This is a genomic window from Novimethylophilus sp., assembly GCF_036504375.1.
GTDB lineage: Bacteria > Pseudomonadota > Gammaproteobacteria > Burkholderiales > Methylophilaceae > Novimethylophilus.
The window spans coordinates 26,324-52,291 of record NZ_DASXVH010000104.1 but is presented as its reverse complement, the minus strand read 5'-3'; the positions used below and the strand labels follow the sequence as shown (position 1 = coordinate 52,291).

The 25,968-nt window shown below is 59.9% G+C and carries 25 protein-coding genes; 7 read left to right on the top strand and 18 right to left on the bottom strand.

Annotated features, from left to right (window positions below; translation table 11 throughout):
* Positions 1-102 precede the first annotated feature (102 nt).
* On the top strand, positions 103-1,965 hold the full coding sequence (locus VGK14_RS14450) for a methanol/ethanol family PQQ-dependent dehydrogenase (RefSeq protein WP_331509806.1): 1,863 nt from the start codon (positions 103-105) through the stop codon (positions 1,963-1,965).
* A gap of 239 nt (positions 1,966-2,204) precedes the next feature.
* On the top strand, positions 2,205-4,040 hold the full coding sequence (locus VGK14_RS14445) for a diguanylate cyclase (protein ID WP_331509805.1): 1,836 nt from the start codon (positions 2,205-2,207) through the stop codon (positions 4,038-4,040).
* Here the strand turns inward: VGK14_RS14445 and VGK14_RS14440 are convergent.
* From VGK14_RS14440 to VGK14_RS14430, 3 genes are all read right to left on the bottom strand, one after another.
* Complete coding sequence (locus VGK14_RS14440) at positions 4,037-5,392, bottom strand: ATP-binding protein (protein ID WP_331509804.1); 1,356 nt, start codon at positions 5,390-5,392, stop codon at positions 4,037-4,039. The two genes, VGK14_RS14445 and VGK14_RS14440, sit on opposite strands and share 4 nt — an antisense overlap.
* Positions 5,389-6,102: a response regulator transcription factor gene (locus tag VGK14_RS14435; protein WP_331509803.1), complete on the bottom strand. Its 714-nt coding sequence runs from the start codon at positions 6,100-6,102 to the stop codon at positions 5,389-5,391. The genes VGK14_RS14440 and VGK14_RS14435 overlap by 4 nt, the downstream gene beginning before the upstream one ends.
* A gap of 105 nt (positions 6,103-6,207) precedes the next feature.
* Complete coding sequence (locus VGK14_RS14430; protein ID WP_331509802.1) at positions 6,208-7,053, bottom strand: 23S rRNA (adenine(2030)-N(6))-methyltransferase RlmJ; 846 nt, start codon at positions 7,051-7,053, stop codon at positions 6,208-6,210.
* A gap of 264 nt (positions 7,054-7,317) precedes the next feature.
* On the opposite strand from VGK14_RS14430, the gene VGK14_RS14425 reads away from it, so the two are divergent.
* The 3 genes from VGK14_RS14425 (at position 7,318) to VGK14_RS14700 (ending at position 8,516) form a co-directional block, all read left to right on the top strand.
* A complete protein-coding gene (locus VGK14_RS14425) occupies positions 7,318-7,470 on the top strand; it encodes a hypothetical protein (RefSeq protein WP_331509801.1) in 153 nt (50 codons plus the stop codon).
* Positions 7,471-7,522: 52 nt separating this feature from the next.
* Positions 7,523-7,678 carry a hypothetical protein gene (locus tag VGK14_RS14420; protein WP_331509800.1) on the top strand — a complete coding sequence of 52 codons (156 nt, stop codon included), beginning with the start codon at positions 7,523-7,525 and terminating at the stop codon, positions 7,676-7,678.
* A 253-nt stretch (positions 7,679-7,931) separates the two neighbouring features.
* Positions 7,932-8,516 carry a hypothetical protein gene (locus VGK14_RS14700; RefSeq protein WP_331509798.1) on the top strand — a complete coding sequence of 195 codons (585 nt, stop codon included), beginning with the start codon at positions 7,932-7,934 and terminating at the stop codon, positions 8,514-8,516.
* Here the strand turns inward: VGK14_RS14700 and VGK14_RS14410 are convergent.
* The 14 genes from VGK14_RS14410 to VGK14_RS14345 all read right to left on the bottom strand — a co-directional run bounded on the left by VGK14_RS14410 (position 8,443) and on the right by VGK14_RS14345 (position 18,050).
* A complete protein-coding gene (locus VGK14_RS14410; protein ID WP_331509797.1) occupies positions 8,443-8,640 on the bottom strand; it encodes a (2Fe-2S)-binding protein in 198 nt (65 codons plus the stop codon). The two genes, VGK14_RS14700 and VGK14_RS14410, sit on opposite strands and share 74 nt — an antisense overlap.
* Before the next feature lie 151 nt (positions 8,641-8,791).
* Positions 8,792-9,274, bottom strand: coding sequence for a bacterioferritin (gene bfr / locus VGK14_RS14405; protein ID WP_331509796.1), 483 nt, complete (start codon positions 9,272-9,274; stop codon positions 8,792-8,794).
* Between the two features lie 12 nt (positions 9,275-9,286).
* On the bottom strand, positions 9,287-9,769 hold the full coding sequence (gene bfr, locus VGK14_RS14400) for a bacterioferritin (protein ID WP_331509795.1): 483 nt from the start codon (positions 9,767-9,769) through the stop codon (positions 9,287-9,289).
* 256 nt (positions 9,770-10,025) lie between these two features.
* Positions 10,026-10,670 carry a PepSY-associated TM helix domain-containing protein gene (locus tag VGK14_RS14395; protein ID WP_331509794.1) on the bottom strand — a complete coding sequence of 215 codons (645 nt, stop codon included), beginning with the start codon at positions 10,668-10,670 and terminating at the stop codon, positions 10,026-10,028.
* Between the two features lie 7 nt (positions 10,671-10,677).
* Entirely contained in the window at positions 10,678-11,334 is a 657-nt protein-coding gene (locus VGK14_RS14390) for a hypothetical protein (RefSeq protein ID WP_331509793.1), read from the bottom strand.
* Between the two features lie 33 nt (positions 11,335-11,367).
* Positions 11,368-13,482: a TonB-dependent siderophore receptor gene (locus tag VGK14_RS14385; RefSeq protein WP_331509792.1), complete on the bottom strand. Its 2,115-nt coding sequence runs from the start codon at positions 13,480-13,482 to the stop codon at positions 11,368-11,370.
* 203 nt (positions 13,483-13,685) lie between these two features.
* Entirely contained in the window at positions 13,686-14,909 is a 1,224-nt protein-coding gene (locus VGK14_RS14380) for a DUF2325 domain-containing protein (RefSeq protein WP_331509791.1), read from the bottom strand.
* Positions 14,906-15,190, bottom strand: coding sequence for a hypothetical protein (locus VGK14_RS14375; protein ID WP_331509790.1), 285 nt, complete (start codon positions 15,188-15,190; stop codon positions 14,906-14,908). The genes VGK14_RS14380 and VGK14_RS14375 overlap by 4 nt, the downstream gene beginning before the upstream one ends.
* Before the next feature lie 42 nt (positions 15,191-15,232).
* Positions 15,233-15,655, bottom strand: coding sequence for a biopolymer transporter ExbD (locus tag VGK14_RS14370; RefSeq protein ID WP_331509789.1), 423 nt, complete (start codon positions 15,653-15,655; stop codon positions 15,233-15,235).
* Positions 15,656-15,657: 2 nt separating this feature from the next.
* On the bottom strand, positions 15,658-16,413 hold the full coding sequence (locus tag VGK14_RS14365; RefSeq protein WP_331509788.1) for a MotA/TolQ/ExbB proton channel family protein: 756 nt from the start codon (positions 16,411-16,413) through the stop codon (positions 15,658-15,660).
* 50 nt (positions 16,414-16,463) lie between these two features.
* Positions 16,464-17,132, bottom strand: a complete 669-nt coding sequence (locus VGK14_RS14360; protein ID WP_331509787.1) for a TonB family protein — start codon at positions 17,130-17,132, stop codon at positions 16,464-16,466.
* Complete coding sequence (locus VGK14_RS14355) at positions 17,122-17,364, bottom strand: hypothetical protein (RefSeq protein ID WP_331509785.1); 243 nt, start codon at positions 17,362-17,364, stop codon at positions 17,122-17,124. Before VGK14_RS14355 ends, VGK14_RS14360 begins: the two co-directional genes overlap by 11 nt.
* Before the next feature lie 122 nt (positions 17,365-17,486).
* The gene (hemP, locus tag VGK14_RS14350; RefSeq protein ID WP_331509784.1) at positions 17,487-17,672 is read right to left on the bottom strand and encodes a hemin uptake protein HemP; all 186 of its coding nucleotides are present in this window, start codon (positions 17,670-17,672) and stop codon (positions 17,487-17,489) included.
* Between the two features lie 174 nt (positions 17,673-17,846).
* A complete protein-coding gene (locus tag VGK14_RS14345) occupies positions 17,847-18,050 on the bottom strand; it encodes a cold-shock protein (RefSeq protein WP_331509783.1) in 204 nt (67 codons plus the stop codon).
* A 292-nt stretch (positions 18,051-18,342) separates the two neighbouring features.
* On the opposite strand from VGK14_RS14345, the gene mfd reads away from it, so the two are divergent.
* Together mfd and VGK14_RS14335 are read left to right on the top strand one after the other, a co-directional pair.
* A complete protein-coding gene (mfd, locus tag VGK14_RS14340) occupies positions 18,343-21,741 on the top strand; it encodes a transcription-repair coupling factor (protein ID WP_331509782.1) in 3,399 nt (1,132 codons plus the stop codon).
* A gap of 188 nt (positions 21,742-21,929) precedes the next feature.
* Positions 21,930-24,977, top strand: coding sequence for a bifunctional diguanylate cyclase/phosphodiesterase (locus VGK14_RS14335; protein WP_331509781.1), 3,048 nt, complete (start codon positions 21,930-21,932; stop codon positions 24,975-24,977).
* A 12-nt stretch (positions 24,978-24,989) separates the two neighbouring features.
* On the opposite strand, the gene ybiB is transcribed toward VGK14_RS14335, so the two are convergent.
* Positions 24,990-25,940, bottom strand: coding sequence for a DNA-binding protein YbiB (ybiB, locus tag VGK14_RS14330; protein ID WP_331509780.1), 951 nt, complete (start codon positions 25,938-25,940; stop codon positions 24,990-24,992).
* Between the last annotated feature and the right edge of the window lie 28 nt (positions 25,941-25,968).

Here is a 25,968-nt window from a genome sequence, read left to right as displayed (position 1 = left end):
GCATACCGCTTGCGTTTATGTGTTGTGTTGATGATACGGCACAGTCCCTATTGCGACAAATAATATCAATTTTTGGAGGCGATTATCTTGAGAAATAGGAAGATGAAATTGCAGCTCGCTTTGAGCACGGCGCTGCTGGGCATGGTCGCGCTGCCGGCCGGGGCGAACGACGAGCTGATGAAGCTCATGAAGGACGACAATCAGTGGGCGCACCCGCGCAAGGACTTCAGCAATACCGGTTACAGCGGCCTGTCCCAGATCAACACGGGCAACGTCAAAAACCTCAAGCTCGCCTGGACCTTTGCCACCGGCGTGAACCGCGGCCACGAGGGCGCGCCGCTCGTCGTCAACGACATCATGTACGTGCACACCGCGTTCCCCAACAATGTGTACGCGCTGGATCTCAACGACAACCAGAAGATCAAGTGGGCCTATTTCCCCAAGCAGGATCCTTCGGTGCAGGCCGTGCTGTGCTGCGACAACGTGAACAAGGGCCTGGGCTACGGCGACGGCAAGATTTTCCTGCAGCAGAACGACGGCATGCTGGTGGCGCTGGATGCCAAGACCGGCGCCAAGATATGGGATGCGAAGGTCAACGACCCCAAGGTGGGCGCGGCCAACACCAACGCTCCGCACGTCATCAAGGACAAGGTGATTACCGGCTGTTCTGGCGGCGAATACGGCGTGCGTTGCCATATCTCGGCCTACAGCATCAAGGACGGCGCACTGGTGTGGCGCGCCTACAGCACGGGGTCCGACGCCGAGGTGATGATCGGCAAGGACTTCAACCGCGAAAACCCGCATTACAGCGCGCTTTCGCTGTACCAGGACGTCAACGGCGGCAACAAGCAGGGCGGCTCGTTCAAGGCGCTGCCCAAGGAACAGCTGAAGTTCCCCGAAGCCAACCTCGGCATCAAGACCTGGCTCAAGCCGCAGGCCAACCAGGATGGATGGCAGCACGGCGGCGGCCCAACCTGGGGATGGTATTCCTACGACCCCAAGCTCAACCTGATGTATTACGGCACCGGCAATCCCGGCACCTGGAACCCGGACGTGCGCCCCGGCGACAACAAGTGGGCGATGACCATTTTCGCGCGCGACGTCGACACCGGCATGGCCAGGTGGGGCTACCAGATGACGCCGCACGACGAGTGGGACTATGACGGCATGAACGAAATCGTGCTGTGGGAAGCCAACGGCAAGAAGCTGGCATCGCATTTCGACCGCAACGGTTTCGGCTACACCTTCGATCGTACCAACGGCACGCTGCTGGTGGCTGAAAAGATGAATCCCTTCGTCAACTGGGCGACCGGCATCGACATGAAATCCGGCGTTCCTATCAAGGATCCGAAATTCTCCACGCACCAGGACTATAACGCCCAGGGCATCTGCCCCTCGGCGTTGGGCGTCAAGGACGAACAGCCCTCGGCCTATTCGCCCAGGACCAAGCTGTTCTACGTGCCGCTCAACCACGTCTGCATGACCTACGAGCCGACGGAATCCAAATACATCGCCGGCCAGCCCTGGGTGGGTTCGACCTTGACCATGTTCCCCGGCCCCGATGGCGTCATGGGCGGTTTCATGGCCTGGGACGGCTTGAAGGGCAAGGCCAAGTGGTACAACAAGGAGAAGTTCTCGGCCTGGGGCGGCGCGCTGGTCACGGGTTCCGACCTCGTGTTCTACGGCACGCTCGACCGCTGGTTCAAGGCGCTGGACGCCAACACCGGCAAGGAACTGTGGCGCTTCCAGGTGGGTTCCGGCGTAGTCGGCAACGCGATTACCTACGGCCACAAGGGCAAGCAGTACGTCGGCGTGCTGTCCGGCATCGGCGGCTGGGCCGGCGTGGCGATGAATCTCGGCCTCACCAATGAAACCGACGGCCTCGGCGCCGCCGGCGGCTACAAGGAACTCACCAAGTACAACGCGGCGCCCGGCGGCGGCGCGATGAACGTGTTCAGCCTGTAACCGATGCTTTAACCATATGCGTCCGGTCGGCCGGGCCCGGCGACCGCCTGACCGCACCGGATGAATACGGCTCCATGTTAAATCTCCATATCCGGTGATTTAACCCTTCTCCCCTCTCCGCTCAGGAGAGGGGATTTTTTTATTCATATCCATCAGCAGAAAACGGGAGAAACGTACAAGTGACTTGAACCCCGTTTCCATGCAAGAATTAAGAGGTCATTGCAACGTAGCATTCGCCCATGTCAGATCCTGCGGTTATCCTGAATTCCAAAGCCGGTAGCCGGCCAGCCTGGTCGAGCATGCTGACGGCCATTGCCGGTTTGATCCTGATGCTGCTGGGTTTGTCGGTCATGGTCGGCTGGCATACCCATAATACCCTGCTGATCCAGATCGATCCCCACTATGTGCCCATGCAATACAACACCGCTGTCGCGTTCATGCTCAGCGGCTTGAGCATGATGATGATCACCTTCGGCGCATTGCGCCTCGCGTCTGCATGCGGCATTGTGGTGGCACTTCTCGGCGCGCTGACGTTGATCGAGTATCTTTGCGGCCTCGATTTTGCCATCGACCAGAGATTGATCACACCCTATACCACGGTCATGACATCCTATCCGGGCAGAATGGCGCCCAATAGCGCTTTGTGCTTCACGCTCGCAGGCATTGCATTTCTGCTTCCGGGGCTGGCATCCGGTCACCGCAACACGCCCATTGCAATAGGCGTGCTCGGCGCACTGGTGCTGGGGCTGAGCCTGGTGGCACTTTCCGGCTACGCGATGGGCATCGAAACCGCTTTTGGCTGGGGCGCGCTGACGCGGATGGCCATCCATACCGCCCTGGGCTTTAACATTTTGGGAATAGGGCTGCTGACGCTGGCCTGGCAGGAAGCCTCGCGGCATGAATCGGGGCTGCTGCATTACTTTTCGGCTCCGATCGCCATCAGTATTCTGACGGCTTCGGTGCTGCTGTGGCAGGCGCTGCAAATTGGATCCGGCGGCAGCATATATTACGAAAACACCTATCCCAATCTTTTGCTGGCCTTCGGCGCCATTCTGGCTGCGGCGCTGGCATGGACGATGAATCGCGCCTATGCAGCAAAAACACAGGCACGCGCAGCCGAAGCGGCAAGGCAGGCACTGGAAGCCGACATTGCCGAACGCAAGCGAGCCGAGGCCGCACTGAAAGAAAGCGAAGAACGCTTTCGCAGCCTGTTTGAACAGGCCGCCATCGGCATTGCGCAAATCTCCGTTGAAGGCCGTTTCCTAAAAATCAATGACGGCTTCTGCCGTATCATTGGCTACAGCCAGCAGGAGGTTCTGGCGCAGGGCCTGACATTCCAGCAGCTCACGTTTCACGAGGACCTGGCATCCGACATGACTTTCAAGCAGAAACTGCTCGCCGGCCTGATTGAAAACTATTCGGTGGAAAAACGCTATATACGGAAGGACAGAAGCCTCGCCTGGGTGCATCTGTCAACGGCGCTGGTACGGGACGCGGAGAAAAAGCCCTTGTACTTCATCAGCGCGGTGCAGGACATTACCGAGCACAAAAATCTGCAGGCGGAAATCGAGCGCCAGGCCCGCATCGACTATCTGACCGGCCTCGCCAACCGGCGCCATTTCATGGAACTGGCGGAACAGGAGCTGACCCGGGCGATGCGCTACGGCAGCCCGCTTTCAATCGCGATGATGGATATCGACCATTTCAAGCGCGTGAACGACACTTACGGGCACAAGACCGGCGATGTCGTATTGCAGAAGCTGAGTCAGCTATGCCAGGCAACGTTGCGCGAGGTGGATATCATCGGTCGTATCGGCGGCGAGGAATTTGCGATCATACTGCCGGAGACCGACGGCGAAAAGGCCGCCGAAGTGGCCGAACGTCTGCGCGCTTCCATCGCCAAGACCGAAATACCGCTGGAAACCGGCCTGCCGCTGCATTTTACCGTGTCCATCGGCATCGCCACGCTCCAAGGCAGCGACGTCAATGTCGACATGCTGCTCAATCTGGCGGATAAGGCGCTGTACGAAGCCAAGCATTCGGGCCGCAACCGGGTGCGCGTCGCGCATTTTTAGCATACCGCCAGCGACAGCGTGACTTCCAGCCCTAACCCGCCGGTTCGGATATTGCGCAGCTTGAGCGTGCCGCGATGCTTTTCGGCAATATTGCGGGCGATCGTCAGCCCCAGCCCGGTGCCGCCGAATTCGCGCGAGCGCGAGGTTTCCAGGCGGTAAAACGGCTGGAATACCGCGTCCAGCTGTTCGTTTGGAATACCGGGGCCGCCGTCGACGATGGAAACCACGACCCTGTCCCCGTCCCGCTTCGCCGCCACATGGGCGAACTGGCCGTACTTGACGGCGTTTTCGACCAGATTCAGCAGGCAGCGCCGCAAGGCGCGGGGCCGCGCCATCACCGAGACCTCAACCTGGCTGTTATGCGTCACATCCTGACCGGCTTCGGCGGCGTCGCTGCAGATGCTGTCGATCAGCGAATCCAGGTCCAGCATCTCGAACGACTCTTCCGCGTCCAGGCTGCGCGCCAATTCCAGGCCTTCCTTGACCATGGCCTGGGTCGCGGAAAGATCGGCGATCAGTTTCTCCTTCAACTCTTCATCGGAAACTTTTTCCAGGCGCAGCCGCATCCGCGTCAGCGGCGTCTGCAGGTCATGCGCGATTGCCGCCAGCATATGGGTGCGCTCCTGGATGTAATTGCGGATGCGCAGCTGCATGTCGTTGAACGCCGCCGCCGCCTCGCGCACTTCGGCGGGGCCGGCATTCTCAGCCAACGGCGGGCGCTCGATATTGTGTCCGAGATCGTTGGCGGCCTGGGCCAGCTTGCGTAGCGGCCGGGTCGATATCAGCGCCACCAGGAAAGCCAGCGCCGCGACGCACAGCACGAATACCAGCAGATAGGGCAGAAAATCCTTGCTGAAAGGCGGCGGCAAGCGGTTGGATTGGAGTGCGACGTCCAGCCTGATCGGCGAGCCATCCGCCAGATGCATGAACACCGTCCGGCAGCGCCGCGGCTCATTGTTTTGAATCGGCTCGCTAGCGCGGGCCGGGCAATCGTCGCCCGCCCTCTGGAACGCGACGATGTGACGGTCTGCGCCCAGCACCCGCATCAATTCAGCGACAAATTCGCTGTCCGTCGAAGCACCGGGAACGACCGCGTATGCAGAAAAATCGGCGCGGGTGCCGGATTTCTGCGCAATCGCCGCCAGCACAGGACGTGACGCAACTGGCACGGCGTCCAGCGCCAGCACCAATTGCTCGACGCGCTCGGCGGCGTGGCGACTCCTGATCTGGGTGACCATCCCGCGCTGCGCATATGCCGCCAGAGCCAAAGCCAGCGCCGCCGAAGCGATGACGCCGGCGATCAGCAGGATGAACACCCGCCCGCCCATCGAGCGGAAAAACGATTTGATCACGGCCACACCCGCGCTGCCAGCACATAGCCTTCGTTGCGCACGGTCTTGATGATCTGCGGCGCGCGTGCATCCTCGCCCAGTTTTTGGCGCAAACGGCTGACTTGTAAATCTATCGAACGGTCGAAAGGATCGGCATCGCGGCCCTGGGCCATGTTCAGAATCTGGTCGCGGTTGAGCACGTGGTTGGGATGGGTGGCGAATATCTTCAGCAGGCGGAATTCGGCGCCGGACAGCGAGACGATCACGCCCTGCGGACTGACCAGGTGCCGTGCGGGAAGATCCAGCGTCCAGCCGGCGAAATGCAGCTGGCCGGATTCTGCCGGGCCTTTGCCGGACGTGGATTGCGTACGGCGCAACACGGTGCGGATGCGCGACAGCAATTCCCGCGGCTCGAAAGGCTTGCCCAGGTAATCGTCCGCGCCCATTTCCAGCCCGACGATGCGGTCCAGCGTGGCGTCGCGGGCGGTCAGCATGATCACCGGCATATCCGAGCGCACCCGCAATTCGCGGCACAAGGCCAGGCCATCCTTGCCCGGCAGGTTGAGGTCGAGCACAATGAGATCGACCGCGTGCACGTCCAGCATTTGCCACATGCTTGCGCCATCCGCCGCCGTCGCGGCGCGGCAGCCGTTGCCTTCGAGGTACTCGGCCAGCAGCATCCGGATGTCCGGGTCGTCGTCCACGATCAGGATATTGGCCTGTGCATTCATCTGGGCATCCCCGTTCACTCCAGTATCAAGCGCATTTGAGCAGATGTATGTATCGGCCGTTTGTCCGCATGGCCGATTTTTGTAACGCTTTGTATCAGGACCTCGCTAGTTTTCATGAAATTCCAGCTGGTAGGCCGCGCCCGCATCCTGGCCCAACACCCTGACGAGATAAGGCATCGCGTCTTGCAATGCAGCTTTCAATGTCCATGGCGGGTTGAGCACGAACATACCGCTGCCGTGCATGCCGAAGCCGTCCGCAGACGGCGTCGCGACCGTCAGGCTCGCATGCAGCCAACTGTTGGCCGGCAGTGTCTTGAGTTTTTCGGGCAACTGGCGCGATTCCTGGCGCTGCAACAGCGGATACCATACCGCGTAGCTGCCGGTTGCGAAACGCTTGAGCGCGCCCTGCAACGCTGCCGGCACGCGCTGGTAATCCTGTTTTTCCTCGTAAGGCGGGTCGATCAGCACCAGCGCGCGGCGCGGCGGCGGCGGCAACAGCGCCTTCAGGCCGGCAAAGCCGTCCGCCGCCTCCACCGTTGCACGTCGGCCGGCATCGCGAAAATTCTCTTGCAGCAACTCGTGGTCGCTGGGATGAAGCTCGAACAGACGCAGCCGGTCATCTTGGCGCAGCGTCTGCAATGCTATCCATGGCGAGCCGGGATATAACCTGAGCCCGCCGTTCGGGTTCAAGCTGCGTACCAGCGCCGCATACTCCGCCAGCGGCGCCGGCAAGTCGTCCCGTGCCAGCAGCCGGCCGATACCGTCCGCGTATTCGGCATTTTTTGCCGCATAGCCTTGATCCAGCGCATACACTCCGGCCCCGGCATGCGTGTCGATATACCAGTAAGCCTTGTCTTTCTGGTTGAGGTACTGCAGCAATTGCAGCAGCATGAAATGCTTCAGCACATCGGCGTGGTTGCCGGCATGGAAGGCGTGGCGGTAGCTCAGCATCGGGAAATGGCCATTGGTAGCACAAGCGCTATTGTAACCGCTGCGAGAAGCCGTCCAACTGTATCAGGCGCGAGAGCCGCCGAATGGGCTCATGATATTCATGACCTTAAAATCAATACCTGGCATATCTTTTGCATGGAACAAATAGTACAGCACGGCACTCTTACCCGGTATGGTTGGAGTTATTGATGAATTTGAAGGAGCACTGCCATTAGCTACCTAGGATACAAGATTCATGTTCGCAACGTCTGGCAAAGTGACGGCGTGGAGGCCGATATTGTCGGCAAGGACGGCAATTATATTTCCATCCAGGACTGGAACCGGATAACCGCCGAAGAAACGGCGCGTGAGATTGTGAATTACGCAACAAGCCACAATATCAGTCTCGATGTTGCGTCGAAATACGTATTGGTCTGATCCCGCTTTCCCGCATCACCGGTCCTTCCCCCGCTTTCGATTAAGCAATCTGATGACGAACGATTGCGCGGCCCATGCGCTTGCGGCCCGCAGGATCGTTTTGCCCATTTACAGGCCGAAGTTGTGCCACAGCTTCGTCGAGCTACTTCGCGTGGTCGTCGTGTTCGGCATCGCCATTGGCCTGGAGCGCAATGCGGCAAATCGATAACCCGCTGCCGATTCTGGCCGGGCTCGTCTGTCCTTTCTATGGCTTATGGGTATCGTATGGCCGGCAATAGGGTCATCAGCGCGCGCACCGAGTCAAAACCATCTCTCCGGCAATGCAACCGCGCCGTTCTCCGCTGACGCAGTGTGCGCTGCAGTACAGACTTACGGCCGCCACTTTGGATAAATAGCCGACAGATTCAGGCTGCGTCGCACGCAATGCCCGAACCAGGACGATTTCTCTTGCGGAGAACATCATGGCAAACATCTGTCGGAATGCTCACCTAACGGCATCGCGCCTTTTCCCGGCCCTTTTGCTGGCGGCCCTGCTGCTAGTCTTTCCCCCGCTTTGCGCCGCATGGACGATCAGGAATCTCGGCACGCTGGGCGGTGCTTACTGCGAACCGTTGGGCGTCAACAATCTTGGACAGGTCGTGGGGATTTCGCAAACGGACGCCGGCCTGTTTCATGCCTTCGTCACCGCGCCGAATGGCGGGCCGCTGACTGATCTTGAAACCCTGGATGCAGTGGTTCAGGCCGGCTGGAGCAAGATTACCGTGGTAGCCATCAACGATTGGGGGCAGATGGCCGGCACCGGCTTCATCGACGGCAAGCAGCGGGCGTTCTTCTTTGTCGCCCGTGCCGGAGCCTGCCACCAGCGAGCTCATACTGGGCGGACTGGCGATACTGGGAATGGTTTATGGAGGCAGGCGCGGAATGAATTCGATACCCGCCTTCAGGTAACCAAGAGAATGGCCACGGCGCCTTTCAGGCACAGGCCGGAGAGGCTTCCTCCATGGACGTGCCGTGTACATCCCGCAGGCATTGCCGCGCGCAAGTAGCGCAGCGCCCGCACTCGGCCGTAACGCCGAGATCGCGACGCAAATCCTTGAGCGTCTTTGCCCCATCTCTGGCGGCCTGATGAATCTGGCGCTCGGTTACTGCAAGACACACACAAACGTACATGAATGTTTTCCCCTGTTACTGATTCAGCGATCAGGCACACATGAGAAGCATTCTCATTTAACTGAAAACCAGTGTCAAGTATTTCTTGCGCTTGCGGGCATAAAAAACCGCGGACTTGGCCGCGGCTTTGAGTGATGGCGGTTGGCGATTGTCAGTCGCCGGCCGGTTCCATGTGGGATTGCAGATAATTGGGCAGAGTGACGTCCTCAATCAGCGTTTGCTGGGTTTCCAGCCAGTCGATGGCCTCTTCGCAATGTTCCAGCAATTCCTCCAGCAAGTCGCGGCTGACGTAATCCTGCCTCTCTTCGCATAGCGCGATAGCCTCTACCAGCAAGGGACGCTGGATATCTTTCTCGCATTTCAGGTCGCCTGTCAGGCATTCGACCGCGTTTTCACCGATGAGAAGCTTGCCCAGGTTCTGCAAATTGGGCAACCCTTCCAGAAACAGGATGCGCTCGATCACCTCATCGGCTTCCTTCATCACCCGGATGGACTGTTTATATTGGTAGTCGTTGAGCTTTTCCAGCCCCCAGTTACGGAACATGCGGGCATGCAGGAAATACTGGTTGATTGAGGTCAGTTCGTTCTTGAGCACCTTGTTGAGAATGTCGATGACTTTTTTGTCGCCTTTCATTGTCGCTCTCCTTTAAGCCGAGACCGGTTTCATCTGGCTCTGCTGATAGTTCTCCAGCCCCACCAGCCCGATCAGGCGGATCTGCTGCTCCAGCCAGTAGGCATGATCCATTTCCGTGTCTTCCAGTTGCACCGCCAGCATGTCGCGGGACACGTAATCCTGGGCATCCTCGCAGGCGGCAATGGCCTTTTTCAGTTCGCCGACGACATGGTATTCCACCGCCAGGTCGGCCTTGAGCATTTCCGGCACCGTCTTGCCCACCGTAATGGGCAGGCGCTTGACCATGTTGGGTACCCCCTCCAGGAACAGGATGCGCTGGATCAAGGCGCGTGCATGGCGACGTTCATGATCGGATTCATGCAGGGATTTTTCCGCGAGATGCGCGAAACCGGAGTGAGAGTACATCTCGCCGTGGATCAGATATTGGTCTACTGCGGCAAGCTCCCCGGCCAACAGGCCGTTGAGTATTTCGAGTATCTTTTTGTCACCCTTCATGGTTGCCTCCTTGTCGATGGACGGGGTATCCGGATGTCAGACACGATGTGCAAAAAATAATACTCCAATCTGAGCAGGTGGTTGATATCTTTACATGGAGAAGCCGGAGCGAGGAAGACCGGAATGTACAAACAGTGCATGAGGATTTCGACAACGCAGTTACGGCGCAGGTTAACCCGCATAGCGACGTGCGGCGACCGTAGCCAACATCGCGCAACGCCGCAGACGGTCTCCGCAGTAATTTTTAAACGGCTTCTCAGACAGACTGCAACACAAACAATACCGCCAACCCCAGCGAAGCACCGCACAGGCCGGCCATGACGAGCCGCGAGCCGCGCATTTTCGCCCACAACAGCACGCCGGTAACGGCCAGCATGATGAGGGCGCCCGCCAATGAATCGACCAGCAATATCCAGCCCTTGTCCATGCCGACACCCTTATGCAGTCGCATTAAAAATCCGAGGGCGTTGACTTCCTGGCGCTTGACGCTGACGTAGCTGTTGCCGACCAGATATTCGGCGATCCAGGAGCTTTGCAGCGTATGAAACTCCACCCGCCATTGCGCCGGCTGCGGGATCGTCCTGCCGCCCCAATGCAACTGCTTTTCCGGCTCGCTGCTGACCTTGTATGGCGGATGGCCGGTTAGCAACTCATGCTGCAGCCAATCCGCCATGGCCTGGGCACTGGCCAGACGCGCCGCCGGAAGAGCCAGTTCAAACTGGTTCTGTTCCATCCGCAACGCCGGGATCTTCATCACGGCGCGGTGATTGAGCAGGAATCCGGTAACCCCGAACAACAGGCCCAGCACCGCGCCCCACAGCCCCATCCAGCCATGTACGCGGCGCAGCCAGCGCAGGAATTTCCCACGGCCGGGATGCCGTGCCGGCAACGTCGTTGCCACCGTCATCTCAGTGGACGAAGCTCAACGTGCCGACATGGCGTATGCCTTCATAAGCATCGCCCTGGTATTCGCCTTTATCTAGTTCGACATAAGCGACTTCCAGCACATACAGCCCCGGCCAGGGCGTCTCGACGGCCGCTTCGCCACTCGCGTCGGTTTCGTATTCGCGCAACCATTGATTGGGTGCAAAGGCGGTCAGCTTGGCCTTGGCCAGCGGTTTGCCGTGCAAACTGACGCGCACCCTGCCCTTACCCAGCGGCTGGATATCGAGCGCCAGGGGAGATGTCCCTTCGGCATCGGCCGCGGCAAACCGGGTGTAGTACATCGGCTTGACGATGCCGATGTTATTTTTGCGCAGGTCTTTCACCTTCATGGTGATTTCCTGGGCGATCAACGGCGCACCGGCCGCCGCCTGCATGGCGAAATGATCCGCCTTGCGCTGCACCGCCACCGCCGCGCGCTTGCCGTCGTTGGTCTGCGCCTCCGGCATGGCGATACTGTCCAGCCGCCCGCCAGCCTTCTCGCGCAAGCCCTCCTGATATTCGCCGAAACACAGATGCGCCGCGCCGTCGACCGGCTCGATCCAGAGGTAGTGGGCTTGCGCCGGCAAGGCTTGCAACAGCGCCAGCAATGCCAGCGCGAACGGGTATTTAGTGAGTTTCATGACAGTACCTTCTTTAAATAATGGGAGTCGTTTCTAAAACTTGTAGGTCAGCGTGACCTGGATTTCGCGCGGTGCGCCGGGGACAATCAAATTGTCGTTACTGCCGTGCGCCGACACGATGTATTTCTTGTCGGTGACGTTCTTCAAGTTGATTGCCACGTCATACGGCTTCGAGCGATAGTAGGCCGCCAGATCAGCCGTCAGAAACCCTGGCAACACCACGGCATTGCTGGGGGATGCAAAGCGATCGGCCGAGTAGTTCAGCCCGCCACCGGCACTGAAGCCGCCACCCAATTGTTTGACGGCCCACACAAAGGCCGAGTGCCTGGGCGTCAGGCTGGGGCGGTTGCCCTCCAGCGAAATTTGCACCACTGGCGTTTGGGGTGAGGCCTGTTTTGAATTGGACTCCGTGATGCGGCCATCCAGATAGGCATAGCCGGTAGAAATATCCCAACCCTGCGGCAAGCGCCCGTTGGCGGTCAGTTCCAGACCATTGGTGCGTTGCTCGCCCACGTTGATCAAGACAGAAGGCTTGGCCGGGTCTATCGTTTTGATGTCGCTGCGCACAAGATTGAACAAGGCGCCTGTGACCGAAAACGCGCCCTCAAGAAAATCCAGCTTGGTTCCTATCTCGCGGTTCTCGGTCTGCTCGGGGCCATTGACGGCGTTGTTGGCGGCAAGTGCAAACGATTCGCCCGATGGCTGGTACGATTTGCTGTACGACACGTAATAAGACGCAGATTCACTGGGCTGCCAAATCAGGCCGGCACGCGGGCTCCAGTTTTTGTCCGTACGTGCCAGCGGGGCAAACTTGCGTTCAAATTCAGTGTCCTGCTTGAACGAGTCGTAACGTATGCCCAGCAACGCCTTCCATTCCGGCGTCAGCGCAATCTGGTCTTGCGCATACACACCCAGCACCTTGAACACGCTGCTCGTGGGAATGGCAGCGTCACCATTCAATACCGCAGCCGAAATCGGCGGGGCGACCTTGCCGCCAGGGTTGAAGATGGATACCCGATCAATATTGGACTGATTGGCAAACTGTGCATCTTTGGTTTGCCTGCCCACTTCCAGGCCAAACAGCCATTCCTGCTTGAGACCGCCCAGAGCATTCTTGAAGGTGAAATCGGTCTGGTTGAAATAACCGTGTTCCTGCCGTCCGATTTCGCCGCGGTTGCGGCCTACCGTCAACGTTGCCGTATCCACCGTGCCGCCCGGCAAGGTGTTATTGCGGTCAAGATCGTAGTCGTAGTAGCGCGTTGCGTTACGCACCGACAGTGCATCATTGAAGCGGTGATCGAACACCACGGCCAAAGAAGAAACTTCCGTGGCGGTGGTATCGTCGCGCCGTGCATTGCCGGAGCCGTAGTAGGTGCTTCTCGGCACATCCACCGGGCGGCCGTCGAACGACGGGATACCGAAGTCGGTAATGCGCTTGTCCTTGGCAAACTCGCCCTGCATCAGCAGCCTGGTGTCCTCGGTGAATCTGATTGAAACCGCAGGCGCAATGCTACTGCGCTCGACAAAGCCCTGATCCCGGTAACTGCCGGAATCCTCGTACGCACCCGTTACCCGCAGATTAATGTGTTCATTAACGCTGGTATTTGCATCAAAAGAAGTACGCTTGAGGTCATTGCTACCAAAATTCATCGTCACTTCACCAAACGCACCGGCCTGCGGCTTTTTGGTCACCCGATTGATCAAGCCACCCGACGATCCGCGCCCATACAGAACGGCTGCCGGGCCTTTCAGCACCTCGACACGTTCAATATTCGACAAGTCGCGGAAGTAAAGCGCATCGTCACGAATGCCATCGATGAACTGGTCGGCGATGGCCGTGAAGCCACGGATCGTCACCTGGTCGCGCTGCCCGTCGCCGCTGCTCATACCCACACCTGGCACGTTGCGCAGCACGTCCTGCATTGACCGCGCGCCCTGATCGCGAATCAACTGCTGCGGGACGATGTTGACCGTCTGAGGTACATCGCGCAAGGGTGCATTGGATTTGGTAGCACTTGTTGAAAACATCGTGGAATAGCCGGCGTCCTTGTTGCCTTGCACCTTCACTTCCGGCAACGAAGCCTCGGTTTTCTGGTCGGCTGCGCCATCTGCCGCTGCCGCATACAGCGGCATGGCCGTCAGCGTCACCAGCACCGCTACGGGGAGGTGCCTGCGTTTGAATCCGGATGAATCTTTAGTTATGGCCGCTGCGCTTAACGCCGATAAAACCGGCGTTAGCCTCCTCTGAAACTTCGTTTTCATGGTTAAAGCTCCTGTCGTTTTGTATTGATTGGCTGGCGTTACAAGCGACAAGGCTTATTGGCTGGCTCTTAGTTGTAATTACCGAAAAATTATCGCCTTTCAGGCTCGTGCTCTTCTTCTATGGGTTCCGTCCTGTGCCGGGCCAGTTCATCCAGTACCTGGAGAAAACTGCTCAGGCTGGGGTTGGCGACGAAGGTACACGGCTTGCCGGTGCGCTTGCACTGCTCCTTGACGCGCCAGTAGGCGTTGTGGCTGATGCAACCGGTCTGGCAGATGACGGCATCGGCGGCGGCAACCACGGATTCCAGGCGCCGGATGTTTTCTTCGGCACCGCCGTCATGATGAAGGAACGCACCGCCGCGTTTCTCGACCAGGGTGCGGTAGCGGGGAGTGGCGCTGCCCAGTCCGCCCACGCACAGCACCGTGCACCCATCCAGTTGCACGGCATGCATCCGCTGCGAGTCGAGGATGGGCTGCCCGCCCGCCTCCGGTCCGGCCAGGCGCGCCAGTTCCGTTTCGAGACGGCGGTTATCGGCCTCGGCCTTGCCCAGCTGCGTTTCAAGCTCCGCCACCCCGGCCTTCAGAGCCGTGCATTCCGCTTCCGCCGTCAGCATTCGGTACGACAGCCGCAGATGGTCGTCGGCATCGGCGATCATGCCGCGCAGGCTGTCCAATTCGGCGGCGCATCTCGTTGCCGTGCTTTCGTGCCGGACGACATCCGCCCTGGCTGCGGCCAGTTGCTCTTTTAGCGCGGAGATTTCAAGCGTCCGTTCTTCACAATATTTGGTGAATCGGCTCTGGATATCGGCCAACTCCCTCCCCAGCGCAGCATTCTCGTGACGCAGCCGCAACAGGGCGCGCTGCTCGACCCGATGCCCGGCGCCCACCTGGTGTTGCAGCATGTGAACATCGCAATAAACCGCGTGCAGCAGCTCCTCGGTGCAGGAAGCATGGCTGAGGATCGCCCACAGCGGCCCGGCGATGTCGCCGTCCTCCATCGCCTTCTGCCACAGGGCGTATAACCCCTCCGCATCCTTGACCGTCTTGTGGCGCTGTACATAAAGCGCGTATTTCTTCTCCAGCTCCTTGTGCAGCAGACTGGCAAGCGGCGTGTGCGCCTCGCATTCGCGCACAGCGGTGACATGGATTTCGAAATCGTTGGGACGGCCGGGCACCTTCATCACCTTGCCCAGCAGCTTGCGAATTTCGCCCATATCGAAACAAACGCCGACGATCGGGCAATGGCATTTGTGTTCCATCTCCCACAGGCGCGGGCGGCGCGAACCGGCGGGATGCTGAAGTTCGCCGCTCATGGCCGCCCCGCCTGCCGTTGCGATGGCCAGCGATCTGATTGCTGGCGATCCACGACCAGCAGCCAGGCCTCGGACAGTTCGTCGCATGTCCGGCGCAGCAATTCGGGCATATCCTCGCGCCTCGCCAGCTCTTCCAGATGCAGGAAAATACGCTGGCTGAGACGCTGGCAAGACTGCCCCGCCGGCTCGTGCACGGCGTAATGATGAAACAGGCAGAGCAAGGCGGAAATAGCGGCTTCCGGGGCAATCGCAGCGACTGGCTGATCTAGTTCGGGCGGCATGGCGGAGACTCCTTGTCAGTAAATGGTTGGATGTAAACCGTGCTATTGCACGTCGTTCGGGTCGGTGACAAAGCCGATTTTCACCAGCCCGGCTTGCGCGGCATCGCTCATTACCCTGGCCACTTTTTCGTAATGGGTGATGCGGTCGGCGCGCAGGTGCAGTTCGGGCTGCGGGTCGAGCCTGGCCGCAGCCGCCATGCGGGTGCGCAGGCTGGCCTCCTCGACGATTTCACCGTTCCAGTAGACCGTTCCCTGCGCGTTGATGGCGATCTGGATTTTTTCGGCCTGGCTGATGTTCGGGTTGCTGCTGGCGCGCGGCAGGTCGATCTTGACCGCGTGCGTCAACAGCGGCGCGGTGACGATGAAGATGACGAGCAGCACCAGCATCACGTCGATCAGCGGCACCATGTTGATTTCGGCCATGGGCTGGTTGCTGCCGGAACTGTTGAATCCGCCGAACGCCATGCTCAGGCTCCCGCTTTCACGGTAACAGGCTGGATGCTGTTGACCAGGCGCAGATCGCCGGCGCCCGCCCGGTTGCCGGTGGACATGAACGCGAAAAGATCGTGCGCAAAGCCGTCAAGCTGCGCCAGGATGACGCGGTTCTGCCGGGTGAAGGTGTTGTAGGCGAGCACGGCGGGTATGGCGACGGCCAGGCCCAGCGCGGTCATGATCAGCGCCTCGCCCACCGGCCCCGCCACCTTGTCCAGCGTGCCCTGCCCGCTCATGCCGATGGCGAGCAGCGCGTGATAGATCCCCCACACCGTGCCGAACAGGCCGACAAATGGCGCGCTTGATCCCACCGAGGCAAGGAAGGTCAGCCCGGCCTCGCGCCGGGAAGTTTCCTGTTCATAGGCCCGGCGCAGGCTGCGGGTGAGGAATTCGTCGGCCGAACCGGACTCCACCATGCGGTTTCCGTCTTTTTTCGAGAACTGCTCGATGGCGCGGAAACCGTGCGCCGTCATGTGGCTGAACGGGTCATTCACGCCGTCGGCCTTGACATGCGCCTGAATCGCCGCGAGGCTCGGCGCCTCCCAGAAATAGCGCTCGAAATGCGCGCTGCGGCGGCGCTCCAGATAATGACGGACGGACTTGATGGCAATGATCGTCCAGCTCACGACGGACATGAACGTCATGATGGCCAGAATGGCGATTGCCACGCCGTCGGCGTGACTCAGAAAATGGGCGAAGCCCAAGGCTGGTGGTGTTGCAGGTACAGGCATCAAAGAGTTCCTTTGCTTGAAAAATGGTTGCTTGAAAATTTTTTAATGGGTCAATTATTCAGCGACCAGTTCCACGGCACGGTCACGCAGCCGGGCACCGGCTCGTCGCCCCGGCGGGCAGGCTTGAAGCGCCATTGCCGCAGAGCCTCCACGGTGGCGCGGTCGAGCCGCTCGAAACCGCTGGATTTGTTCACCGTGGCGCTCGATACCGTGCCGTCCACCCTGACGCAAACGCGCACCTGCAAACGCCCTTCTTCGCCCAGCCGTCGTGAAATCGCGGGATATTGCGGCAGCGGATTGTTGGCGTAGTCGGCGGAAGTTTCCGGCGGCGTAACCGGCAATATCGGCGGGGCGGCCACCGGCGCGGGCGGGGACGGTGGCAGCGGAGGCGCGTCAATGGCGACCGGTTGCGGCTCGGGTGGCGGAACGTACACTTCTTTAACCGGGGACGGCAAAGGCGTTTGCGCCGCCAGCGGTACCGGCTGGGGTTTCGGCCTCACCGGCTGCGGACGTGGCTTGGGCGGGATGATCCTGGGTGGCTCGGGCGGCGTTTCAGGCTTGACCAGGCTGAACATCAACGTCGTCGCCTCGCTCATCGCCGCGCGGGCGGGTACATATTGCATCAGCGCCCACAGACCCAGCGCGTGCAACAGCGCCACCGCACAGACGGCGGCATAATCGCTGCCGGAAAACCTGGGCATTGCCACGCTAATGGACATTTCTGTCCATCCATCCGGCATTTTCGCTCGCCGCCGGTGCCACATGCAGCCGGTCCAGGTTATAGAGCGCGCCCGCCAGGGTCATCGCCAGCGTGCGCAACGCCAAGCCGTCGAAACGCATGCTCAACGGCCCCACCGAAACTTCGGCCACGCGGCATTCCAGGCAATACTCCACCCGGCAAGCCTCGTTGCTGGCCAGCAGCACTTTATCGCCATGTTTTTCTGAATTCATCGTAGCCACCTTTGCCATTCAATCATCGCTTGGGGTGTTTTCTCACACCCATCCGTATTGGCTGGCTTCCCGGGCACTGGGACCCCGGTGGCTGGCTGCCCACCCTGAGAGTGGGAGAAGAATTATTTGGTAAGAATGAGCTTGCCCTGGCTGGTCACACGCAGCAGGTACTCCTGCCCGGCATGCTCGATCACCACTTCCCGCGCTCCGCCAAACAGCTTGCCGCTGTCGAGGCGGGGGCGCAGTGCAGATATCTGGCGCGCATTGAGCGCTGGAAATTCATCACGGCATGAATTTTTCTTATCCATAACGTTAATGATAATTGTTCTCATTTAAATGTCAAGTTTTTGGGCAGATTGTTTGGGAGCCGATAGAGAAACTTGGGCAGGAGATGCCGGGACGATCTGAAGAATTAACAGCCCCGGCGGATGCCAGGCATAAAAAAACCCCGGCATGCCGGGGTTTTTAATATTCGCCGAGGATTACTCAGGAATGATGTTCGCAGCTTGCTTGCCCTTGGGGCCAGTAGCTTCGTCGTAGGTCACACGCTGGTTTTCACGCAGCGTCTTGAAACCGTCGGACTTGATTGCGGAGAAATGTGCGAAGAGATCTTCGCCGCCGCCGTCTGGAGTAATGAAACCAAAACCCTTAGCGTCGTTGAACCACTTAACGGTACCTGTTGCCATGCTATCTTCCTTAACTAAATTTAATGTGGACGGATGTCCGTACTGTACGAAATCAAGGGAAATATTGGTCAACTAGCGATGCCGCAATTCTACAACTTGAATCCTACAGATGGAGGCATCATACATAGAAATTGAATCTGTGCAAACAGTTTGTGAAAAAAATTGCAAACATGGGCGCCAGACGGCCGATTTGAGCGAAATAACCGAACAGAATTGAAGGTTTCTGCACATTCTTGCATCAAGATAACCGCCTCAAACGCTTATAATATCGCTTTCGTTTGTTGTATCCGACATGGCTTTTCGTATCTCCTTCCCCAAGCCCGGCGCCCTGTTGCGCCAGCCGCGCCAGCACGGCTCGGCAGACAGCCTGTATTTTGCACAGCTGAAGGCCGCCTGCACACAGACTTTGGTCGTCATCACCGAAACGCCGGCCGACGCGCAACGGCTGGTGGAAGAAATCCGTTATTTCGCGCCGCAGTTTGCCACGCATCTCTTGCCTGACTGGGAAACGCTGCCTTACGACCATTTTTCGCCGCATCCCGATCTGGTGTCCGAACGTCTGGCTACTTTGTACCAGATCAGCCAGCGCGCCTGCGATATCGCGGTGCTGCCGGTAAGCACCGCGCTGATGCGGTTAGCACCGCAGCCCTATTTGGCCGCGCATAGTTTTCTGCTGAAAAAAGGCGAACGGCTGGATCTGGATGCCCTAAGAGCGCAGTGTGCCAAGGCCGGCTACACGCATGTGAACCAGGTCGTCACGCCGGGCGAGTTCAGCGTGCGCGGCGGCTTGATCGACTTGTTCCCCACCGGCAGCGCACTGCCCTACCGCATCGACCTGTTCGACGACGAAATCGAAACCATCCGTACCTTCGACGTCGACAGCCAGCGCAGCCTGTATCCGGTGGCGGAAATCCGCCTGTTGCCGGCGCGCGAGTTTCCGCTGGATGAAGCCGGTATCAACCACTTCCGCCAGAGTTTCCGCGAGACGTTCGAAGGCGATCCGTCCAAGTCGCGCATCTATAAGGATGTGAGCAACGGCCTCGCCCCCGGCGGCGCGGAATGGTATCTGCCGCTGTTCTTCGATGAAACGGCCACGCTGCTCGATTACCTGCCGCAAGACACCTTGCTGTGCCTGCACGGCGACCCCAACCGCGCTGCGGAAGCCTACTGGATCGAGACCCGATCGCGCCACCGCCTGCTCGACTACGACCGCGAACGCCCCATCCTGCCGCCGGAGCGGCTGATGATGGCAACTGAGGATTTCTTCAAGGCTACCCATGTTTTCGCCCGCATCGCCCTCGGCGAAGGCAAGAGCAGTGCCCGGCCGGTTGCGGATATCGGCATCGACCGCCGCGCGGAAAACCCGCTGGCAAAACTGCAAGCGTTCGTCGACGGCTATCCCGGCCGCATCCTGCTGGCGGCGGAGAGCCTGGGCCGGCGCGAAACGCTGGCGCAACTGCTCGCCAGCCACGGCCTGAATTCCCATCCCTGCGAGGATTGGACTGCCTTCTCAGAAGCCAGGGATCGCCTGATGCTGGGCGTCGCGCCGCTGCATTTGGGTTTTGTACACGCCGGGTTCACGGTCATCACCGAAGGCGAGCTCTACCCCAGCCAGGTGCGCCAGCAGCGTCGGCGCGAGAAGGAGAAAACACGCAGCGCCGAGGGCATGCTCAAGGACCTGGCCGAACTGCGCGAGCACGACCCAGTGGTGCACGAGCAGCACGGCGTGGGCCGTTACCGCGGACTGGTCAACCTGGATTTCGGCGAAGGCGAGACCGAATTCCTGCTGCTGGAATACGACGGCAGCGACAAATTATATGTGCCGGTTGCGCAGCTGTTCCTGATCTCGCGCTATTCCGGCGGCCCGGCGGAATCGGCCCCGTTGCACAGGCTGGGCAGCGGCCAATGGGACAAGGCCAAGAAAAAAGCGCTCAAGCAGATCCGCGACACCGCCGCCGAACTGCTCAATCTCTATGCACTGCGCGCCGCACGCCAGGGCCACGCCTTCAAGCTCGGCCTGCACGACTACGAAACCTTTGCCGACGGCTTCCCGTTCGAGGAAACGCCGGACCAGGAAGCCGCGATCGAAGCGGTCATCCACGACATGCAGTCGGGCAAGCCCATGGACCGGCTGGTGTGCGGCGACGTCGGCTTCGGCAAGACCGAGGTCGCGCTGCGCGCGGCTTTCGTCGCGGTGATGGGCGGACGCCAGGTAGCGGTGCTGGTGCCGACCACGCTGCTGGCCGAGCAGCACTTCAACAATTTTTCCGACCGTTTTGCCGAGTGGCCGGTGAAAATCGCCGAGATTTCCCGTTTCCGCACCGCCAGGGAACAGGCCGCGGCGCTCGAAGGGCTGCAAAACGGCGACATCGACATCATCATCGGCACCCACCGATTGATTCAAAAGGACGTCAAGTTCAAGAACCTCGGCCTCACCATCATCGACGAGGAGCACCGCTTCGGCGTGCGGCAGAAGGAACAATTGAAGGCATTAAGGGCCGAAGTCGACGTATTGACGCTGACCGCGACGCCGATTCCGCGCACGCTGTCGATGGCGATGGAAGGCCTGCGCGAATTCTCGGTAATCGCCACGCCGCCGCAGAAGCGGCTTTCGATCAAGACTTTCGTCACGTCGTGGTCGGAAGGCGTAATCCGCGAAGCGGTGCTGCGCGAATTGAAGCGCGGCGGGCAGGTATATTTCCTGCACAACGAGGTCGACACCATCCACAGCATGCGCGAGAAACTGGAAAAAATGCTGCCGGAAGCGCGCATCGGCGTCGCCCACGGCCAGCTGCGCGAGCGCGAGCTGGAACACGTGATGAAGGACTTCTACCAGCAGCGCTTCAACCTGCTCTTGTGCACCACCATCATCGAAACCGGCATCGACATCCCCACCGCCAACACCATCGTCATCCACCGCGCCGACAACTTCGGCCTCGCCCAGCTGCACCAGCTCAGAGGCCGCGTCGGGCGCTCGCATCACCAGGCTTACGCTTACTTATTGACAGACCCCAACATCAAGCTCAAAGCCAATGCCGAAAAACGGCTGGAAGCGATCCAGCTGCTGGAAGATCTGGGGGCGGGCTTTCACCTGGCGATGCACGACCTGGAAATCCGCGGTGCCGGTGAACTGCTGGGCGACAATCAATCCGGCGAAATGCACGAAATCGGCTTCGCACTTTATGCCGATATGCTCAACCACGCCGTCAAGCAGCTCAAGGCCGGCAAGGAGCCCGATCTTTCCGCGCCGCTGGGCGTTACCACCGAAATCAACCTGCACACGCCAGCGCTACTGCCGGACGATTATTGCGGCGACGTGCACGAGCGGCTGGTGCTGTACAAGCGCCTCGCCAGTTGCACGCGACTTGAAGATCTGCAGGACATGCAGGAAGAGCTGATCGACCGCTTCGGGTTGTTGCCTATCCAGGCCGAGGCACTGATGGAATGCCACCGCCTGCGCATCCTCGCCAAGCCGCTCGGCATCCACAAGATCGACGCCAGCGGCGAGGCGGTGCAGCTGCATTTTTCGCAGAACACGCCGGTGGAGCCGGACATCATCCTCAAGTTGCTGCAGAAAAGCCCAACCTACCGCATGAACGGACCGGACAAGCTGCGTATCGCGGCCAAGCACGAGCGGATCGGGCCGCGGGCGGATTTCATCGAAGGGCTGCTGCGCGAACTATCCACCTGAAGCAGCCACAGGCCATGCGCGCAATGCGTCCGTTCAGCACATTTGTTTCCTGCTGCAATCGGCCCTACACTGCCAGACACCGATCTCAGTAAATCGGCGCCATGACCAACAAGTCGATAAAAAATGCTTCGTTGCCAGCCGGCCTCTTCCAACGGCCTCGGCTCGGCGCGCTGCTGCCCTGGATAATCTTGGCAGTTTCGCTGACGATCACTTACCAGTTGTGGCTCGGCATGCGCAAGGCCCAGCTGCACGAACTGCAGGCCGAGTTTGACTTCAGCGTGGAAAGAGCCTGCGCACTCATCGAGCAGCGCATGGTGGCCTATGAGCACATCCTGATAGGCGCGCGCGGCTTATTCTATGGCTCCACGAGCGTAGGGCGCGACGAATTCAGCGCCTATGTCACTTCGCTACACCTTGAGCAGCACTATCCCGGTATCCAGGGCGTGGGCTATGCGCAGATCGTGCCGCTATGGCAAAAAAACGCCCATATCGCCGGAATACGCAAACAGGGCTTTCCCGAATATGCCATCAAGCCGGAAGGCAAGCGGGAACTGTATGTCCCCATCATCAACATGGAACCGTTTTCCGGTTCCAATCTGCGCGCCTTCGGATATGACCCCTACACGGTGCCGCAGGCTCGCAGCGCGATGGATCAGGCGCGGGATTCCGACACTGCGGCAATCTCGAAAAAATTCACGCTCGTGCAGGAAACCGGGAACATTAAATCAGCCGGGTTTGTGATGTATCTTGCGGTTTACAAGCGAGACCTGCCACATGGCACGACTGCCGAGCGACGAGCCAACATCATCGGCTGGGTAGATGCGCCTTTCCGCATGAACGACCTGATGTCGGGGTTGTTTCTCAACGCTCGCGCCGGCCTGGACATAAGAATCTATGACGGCGACGAGATATCGGACCAGGCAAAACTTTACGACAACCACCGTCTGGCCCCCGGCGGGGCGGCAACGCCGCTCATCAGGGCAGCCCGCCAGATCAGGATCACCAACCACCCCTGGACGATGGTGTTCCAGTCCACTCCCGCTTTCGAAGCGCGGCTCACCTCAAGAGGACCCGACTTCATCGCTGCCGCCGGCATTGCCATCAGCCTGTTGCTGGCATTCTCGACCTGGCTGCTGGCGACCGGGCGGGAACGCGCGCTGGCGTTGGCCCAGAACATGACCGCCGAGCTGAGGGCCAGCGAGGAGCGCTGGAAATTCGCGCTGGAAGGCGCCGGAGACGGCGTGTGGGACTGGGACATCAAAACCAGCAAAGTGCTGTTCTCCAAACGCTGGAAGGAAATGCTGGGATTTGCCGAAGAAGAAATCGGCCACAGCCTCGACGAGTGGAAAACGCGCCTCCATCCCGAGGACATGCCACGCACGCAGGCGATTCTGCAGGCGCATTTCGAAGGTAGGACGGCGGCCTACGCCGACGAATATCGCATTCTTGGCAAGAACGGCAGCTGGGTATGGATACTTTCCCGCGGCATGGTCGTCAGTCGCGATAACAACGGCGCGCCGCTACGCATGATAGGCACGCATTCCGACATTACCGGGCGCAAATTGACCGAAGAATCCATGTCTCTGGCCGCCCTGGTCTACCAGGCCAGCAGCGAGGCGATGATGGTCAGCGATGCCGAAGGCAACATCATCACCATCAACCCGGCTTTCACCAGGATAACCGGCTACACGCTGGAGGAAATCGTCGGCAAAAACGCCAAGACGTTAAGCTCCGGCCGCCACGACAGGATGTTCTTCGAAAGCATGTGGCACGCGCTCAACTCCACCGGCAAATGGCAAGGCGAAATCTGGGATCGGCGCAAAAACGGCGAAGTCTTTCCCGGCTGGCTGACGATCAACACGACCTTCAATGCCGATGGATCTCCGCATCGCCGGGTCACCCTGTTCTCCGACATCACCGACAAGAAAAAATCCGAGAAGCTGATCTGGCAGCAGGCCAATTTCGATTCGCTCACCGGCCTGCCCAACCGCCGCATGTTCCACGACCGCCTGGAACAGGAAATCAAGAAATCGCACCGGACCGGGCTACCGCTGGCGCTGATGTTCATCGACCTCGACCGCTTCAAGGAAATCAACGACACCTTGGGCCACGACACCGGCGACACTCTGCTCAAGGAAGCGGCGCAGCGCTTGAGCGCCTGCGTGCGCGAAACCGATACCGTGGCGCGGCTGGGCGGAGACGAGTTCACCATTATTGCCGGAGAGCTGGACGACCTCCGCAACGTCCAGCGGGTCGCGCAGAAAATACTGCTTGCGCTGTCCGAGCCGTTCCAGCTGCGGGACGAATGGATCTATGCCTCCGCCAGCATCGGCATCACCCTCTATCCGGAAGATGCTACCGGCATCGAAGAGCTGCTCAAAAACGCCGACCAGGCCATGTATCTCGCCAAGAATACCGGCCGCAACCGCTTCAGCTACTTCACCAAATCCATGCAGGAGGCCGCGCAAAACCGGATGCGGCTGGTCAGCGACATGCGCAGCGCACTGGCTGTCGGGCAATTCTGGCTCGCCTATCAACCCATCGTGGAGCTGACCACCGGCGACATTCACAAAGCCGAGGCGCTGATCCGCTGGCAGCACCCCGAGCGCGGCCCGATCAGCCCTGCCGAGTTCATTCCGCTCGCGGAAGATACCGGGCTGATCATCGACATCGGCGATTGGGTATTCCACACCGCGGCGCAGCAGGTGCAACACTGGCGAGCGGCGTTCCATGCGGAATTCCAGATCAGCGTGAACAAGTCTCCAATGCAGTTATATGACGAGAACGCGACCGGCGCGGCATGGTCCGATCATTTGCGGCAACTGGGCCTGCCCGGGCAGAGCATCGTGGTGGAAATCACCGAAGGCTTGCTGATGGAGGCCGGCCCGGCCGTGATCGACAAATTGCTGGCTTTTCGCGATGCCGGGGTGCAGGTGGCGCTGGATGATTTTGGCACCGGTTATTCATCGCTGTCCTACCTCAAGAAGTTCGATATCGACTACCTCAAGATCGACCAGTCCTTCGTGCGCAACCTGACGCCGGATTCCAGCGACCTGGCATTGTGCGAGGCCATTATCGTGATGGCGCACAAGCTCGGCATCAAGGTGATCGCGGAAGGCATCGAGACGCCGCAGCAGCGCGGCCTGCTGGCCGCCGCCGGCTGCGATTACGGGCAGGGATACCTGTTCTCGAGACCGCTGCCGGCGGCGGAGTTTGAAAGCTTATTCGGCGGATGAGGGGCGCCGGGATCATGAATGACGCTGCGCGGCATCCATGCTCGCCTCCGCGCCGGAGGCATACAGGCAGCAGGCCAACTGCTTCAGGATCGGTCCCGGAATAGGCGTCTCCCCGGCCAGCGCCTGCCGCGTCCAGCGCACGGTGGTCTCCACGTCGAAATCCTCGGCCAGTTGCGGAATTTCGACATCGCCTTCGTCCTGCGGCATCACCACTTCGCCTTGACCATCGTGGAAAAATTCGATACGCGGGCAGCGTTTGGGGTTGGCATAGGGTTCGCCTTCGGCGCCGCGCATCAATAAACCGCGCGTGTTGGTCGCCTGCATGAACGAAGCCATCCTGACCATATAAGGCGGATGCGTGACGCTCACCACGCGCACCGATTCGCCGCCGAACGGATCGACCAGCTTGGCGAGCGTATGGGTGCTGCCGCGCACGCCGAGCCGCCAGCGCAATTCCAGCTGGTCGTCCATCTGCGTGGAAAGCCCGCGTGCGGTAATGAAGGCAAGGCCGGTCTGGCCGAGTTGCGCCTGTGCCTCGGCCGCAGAAGTAGAAATCGGCACGTCCATCGCCGCCAGCGTTTCCGCGGCTGTCACCCGCTTCGGGTCGCGGGTGACGCCATGCACCAGCACCGGCACGCCATGGCGTTGCAGCAGGAATGCCAGCAGCGGCAGCAGGTTGGCCTGCTTGCGCGCACCGTTATAGGCGGGCAGCAGCACCGGCAGCGGTTTGCCGGCGGGTCGCCGAATAGGGTTGATGCGCTCGCCGAGCGCACGATGAAAACCCAGCATTTCGGCTTCCGATTCGCCCTTGATGCGGAAAGCGACGAGTATCGCGCCCAGTTCCAACTCCGAAACCTGCCCGTCCAGAATCGCGCAATAGAGGGCATAGGCCGTGGCCTCGTCGAGATTGGTCGCGCCTTTCACGCCGCGGCCGATTTCCTTGATGATGTTGGTGTAGTTCATTTTGCTATTTTACCGCTCATCATTCCAA

Coding starts and splice junctions, on each gene's coding strand:
- VGK14_RS14450 (WP_331509806.1), top strand. CDS start 103: ATGAAATTGCAGCTCGCTTTGAGCACGGCGCTGCTGGGCATGGTCGCG.
- VGK14_RS14430 (WP_331509802.1), bottom strand. CDS start 7,053: ATGCTGAGCTACCGCCACGCCTTCCATGCCGGCAACCACGCCGATGTG.
- VGK14_RS14375 (WP_331509790.1), bottom strand. CDS start 15,190: ATGCCGCCCGAACTAGATCAGCCAGTCGCTGCGATTGCCCCGGAAGCC.
- VGK14_RS14445 (WP_331509805.1), top strand. CDS start 2,205: ATGTCAGATCCTGCGGTTATCCTGAATTCCAAAGCCGGTAGCCGGCCA.
- VGK14_RS14700 (WP_331509798.1), top strand. CDS start 7,932: ATGGCAAACATCTGTCGGAATGCTCACCTAACGGCATCGCGCCTTTTC.
- VGK14_RS14370 (WP_331509789.1), bottom strand. CDS start 15,655: ATGGCGTTCGGCGGATTCAACAGTTCCGGCAGCAACCAGCCCATGGCC.
- mfd (WP_331509782.1), top strand. CDS start 18,343: ATGGCTTTTCGTATCTCCTTCCCCAAGCCCGGCGCCCTGTTGCGCCAG.
- VGK14_RS14345 (WP_331509783.1), bottom strand. CDS start 18,050: ATGGCAACAGGTACCGTTAAGTGGTTCAACGACGCTAAGGGTTTTGGT.
- VGK14_RS14360 (WP_331509787.1), bottom strand. CDS start 17,132: ATGTCCATTAGCGTGGCAATGCCCAGGTTTTCCGGCAGCGATTATGCC.
- VGK14_RS14410 (WP_331509797.1), bottom strand. CDS start 8,640: ATGTACGTTTGTGTGTGTCTTGCAGTAACCGAGCGCCAGATTCATCAG.
- ybiB (WP_331509780.1), bottom strand. CDS start 25,940: ATGAACTACACCAACATCATCAAGGAAATCGGCCGCGGCGTGAAAGGC.
- bfr (WP_331509795.1), bottom strand. CDS start 9,769: ATGAAGGGTGACAAAAAGATACTCGAAATACTCAACGGCCTGTTGGCC.
- VGK14_RS14435 (WP_331509803.1), bottom strand. CDS start 6,102: ATGAATGCACAGGCCAATATCCTGATCGTGGACGACGACCCGGACATC.
- hemP (WP_331509784.1), bottom strand. CDS start 17,672: ATGGATAAGAAAAATTCATGCCGTGATGAATTTCCAGCGCTCAATGCG.
- VGK14_RS14365 (WP_331509788.1), bottom strand. CDS start 16,413: ATGCCTGTACCTGCAACACCACCAGCCTTGGGCTTCGCCCATTTTCTG.
- VGK14_RS14380 (WP_331509791.1), bottom strand. CDS start 14,909: ATGAGCGGCGAACTTCAGCATCCCGCCGGTTCGCGCCGCCCGCGCCTG.
- VGK14_RS14355 (WP_331509785.1), bottom strand. CDS start 17,364: ATGAATTCAGAAAAACATGGCGATAAAGTGCTGCTGGCCAGCAACGAG.
- VGK14_RS14420 (WP_331509800.1), top strand. CDS start 7,523: ATGACGAACGATTGCGCGGCCCATGCGCTTGCGGCCCGCAGGATCGTT.
- VGK14_RS14390 (WP_331509793.1), bottom strand. CDS start 11,334: ATGAAACTCACTAAATACCCGTTCGCGCTGGCATTGCTGGCGCTGTTG.
- bfr (WP_331509796.1), bottom strand. CDS start 9,274: ATGAAAGGCGACAAAAAAGTCATCGACATTCTCAACAAGGTGCTCAAG.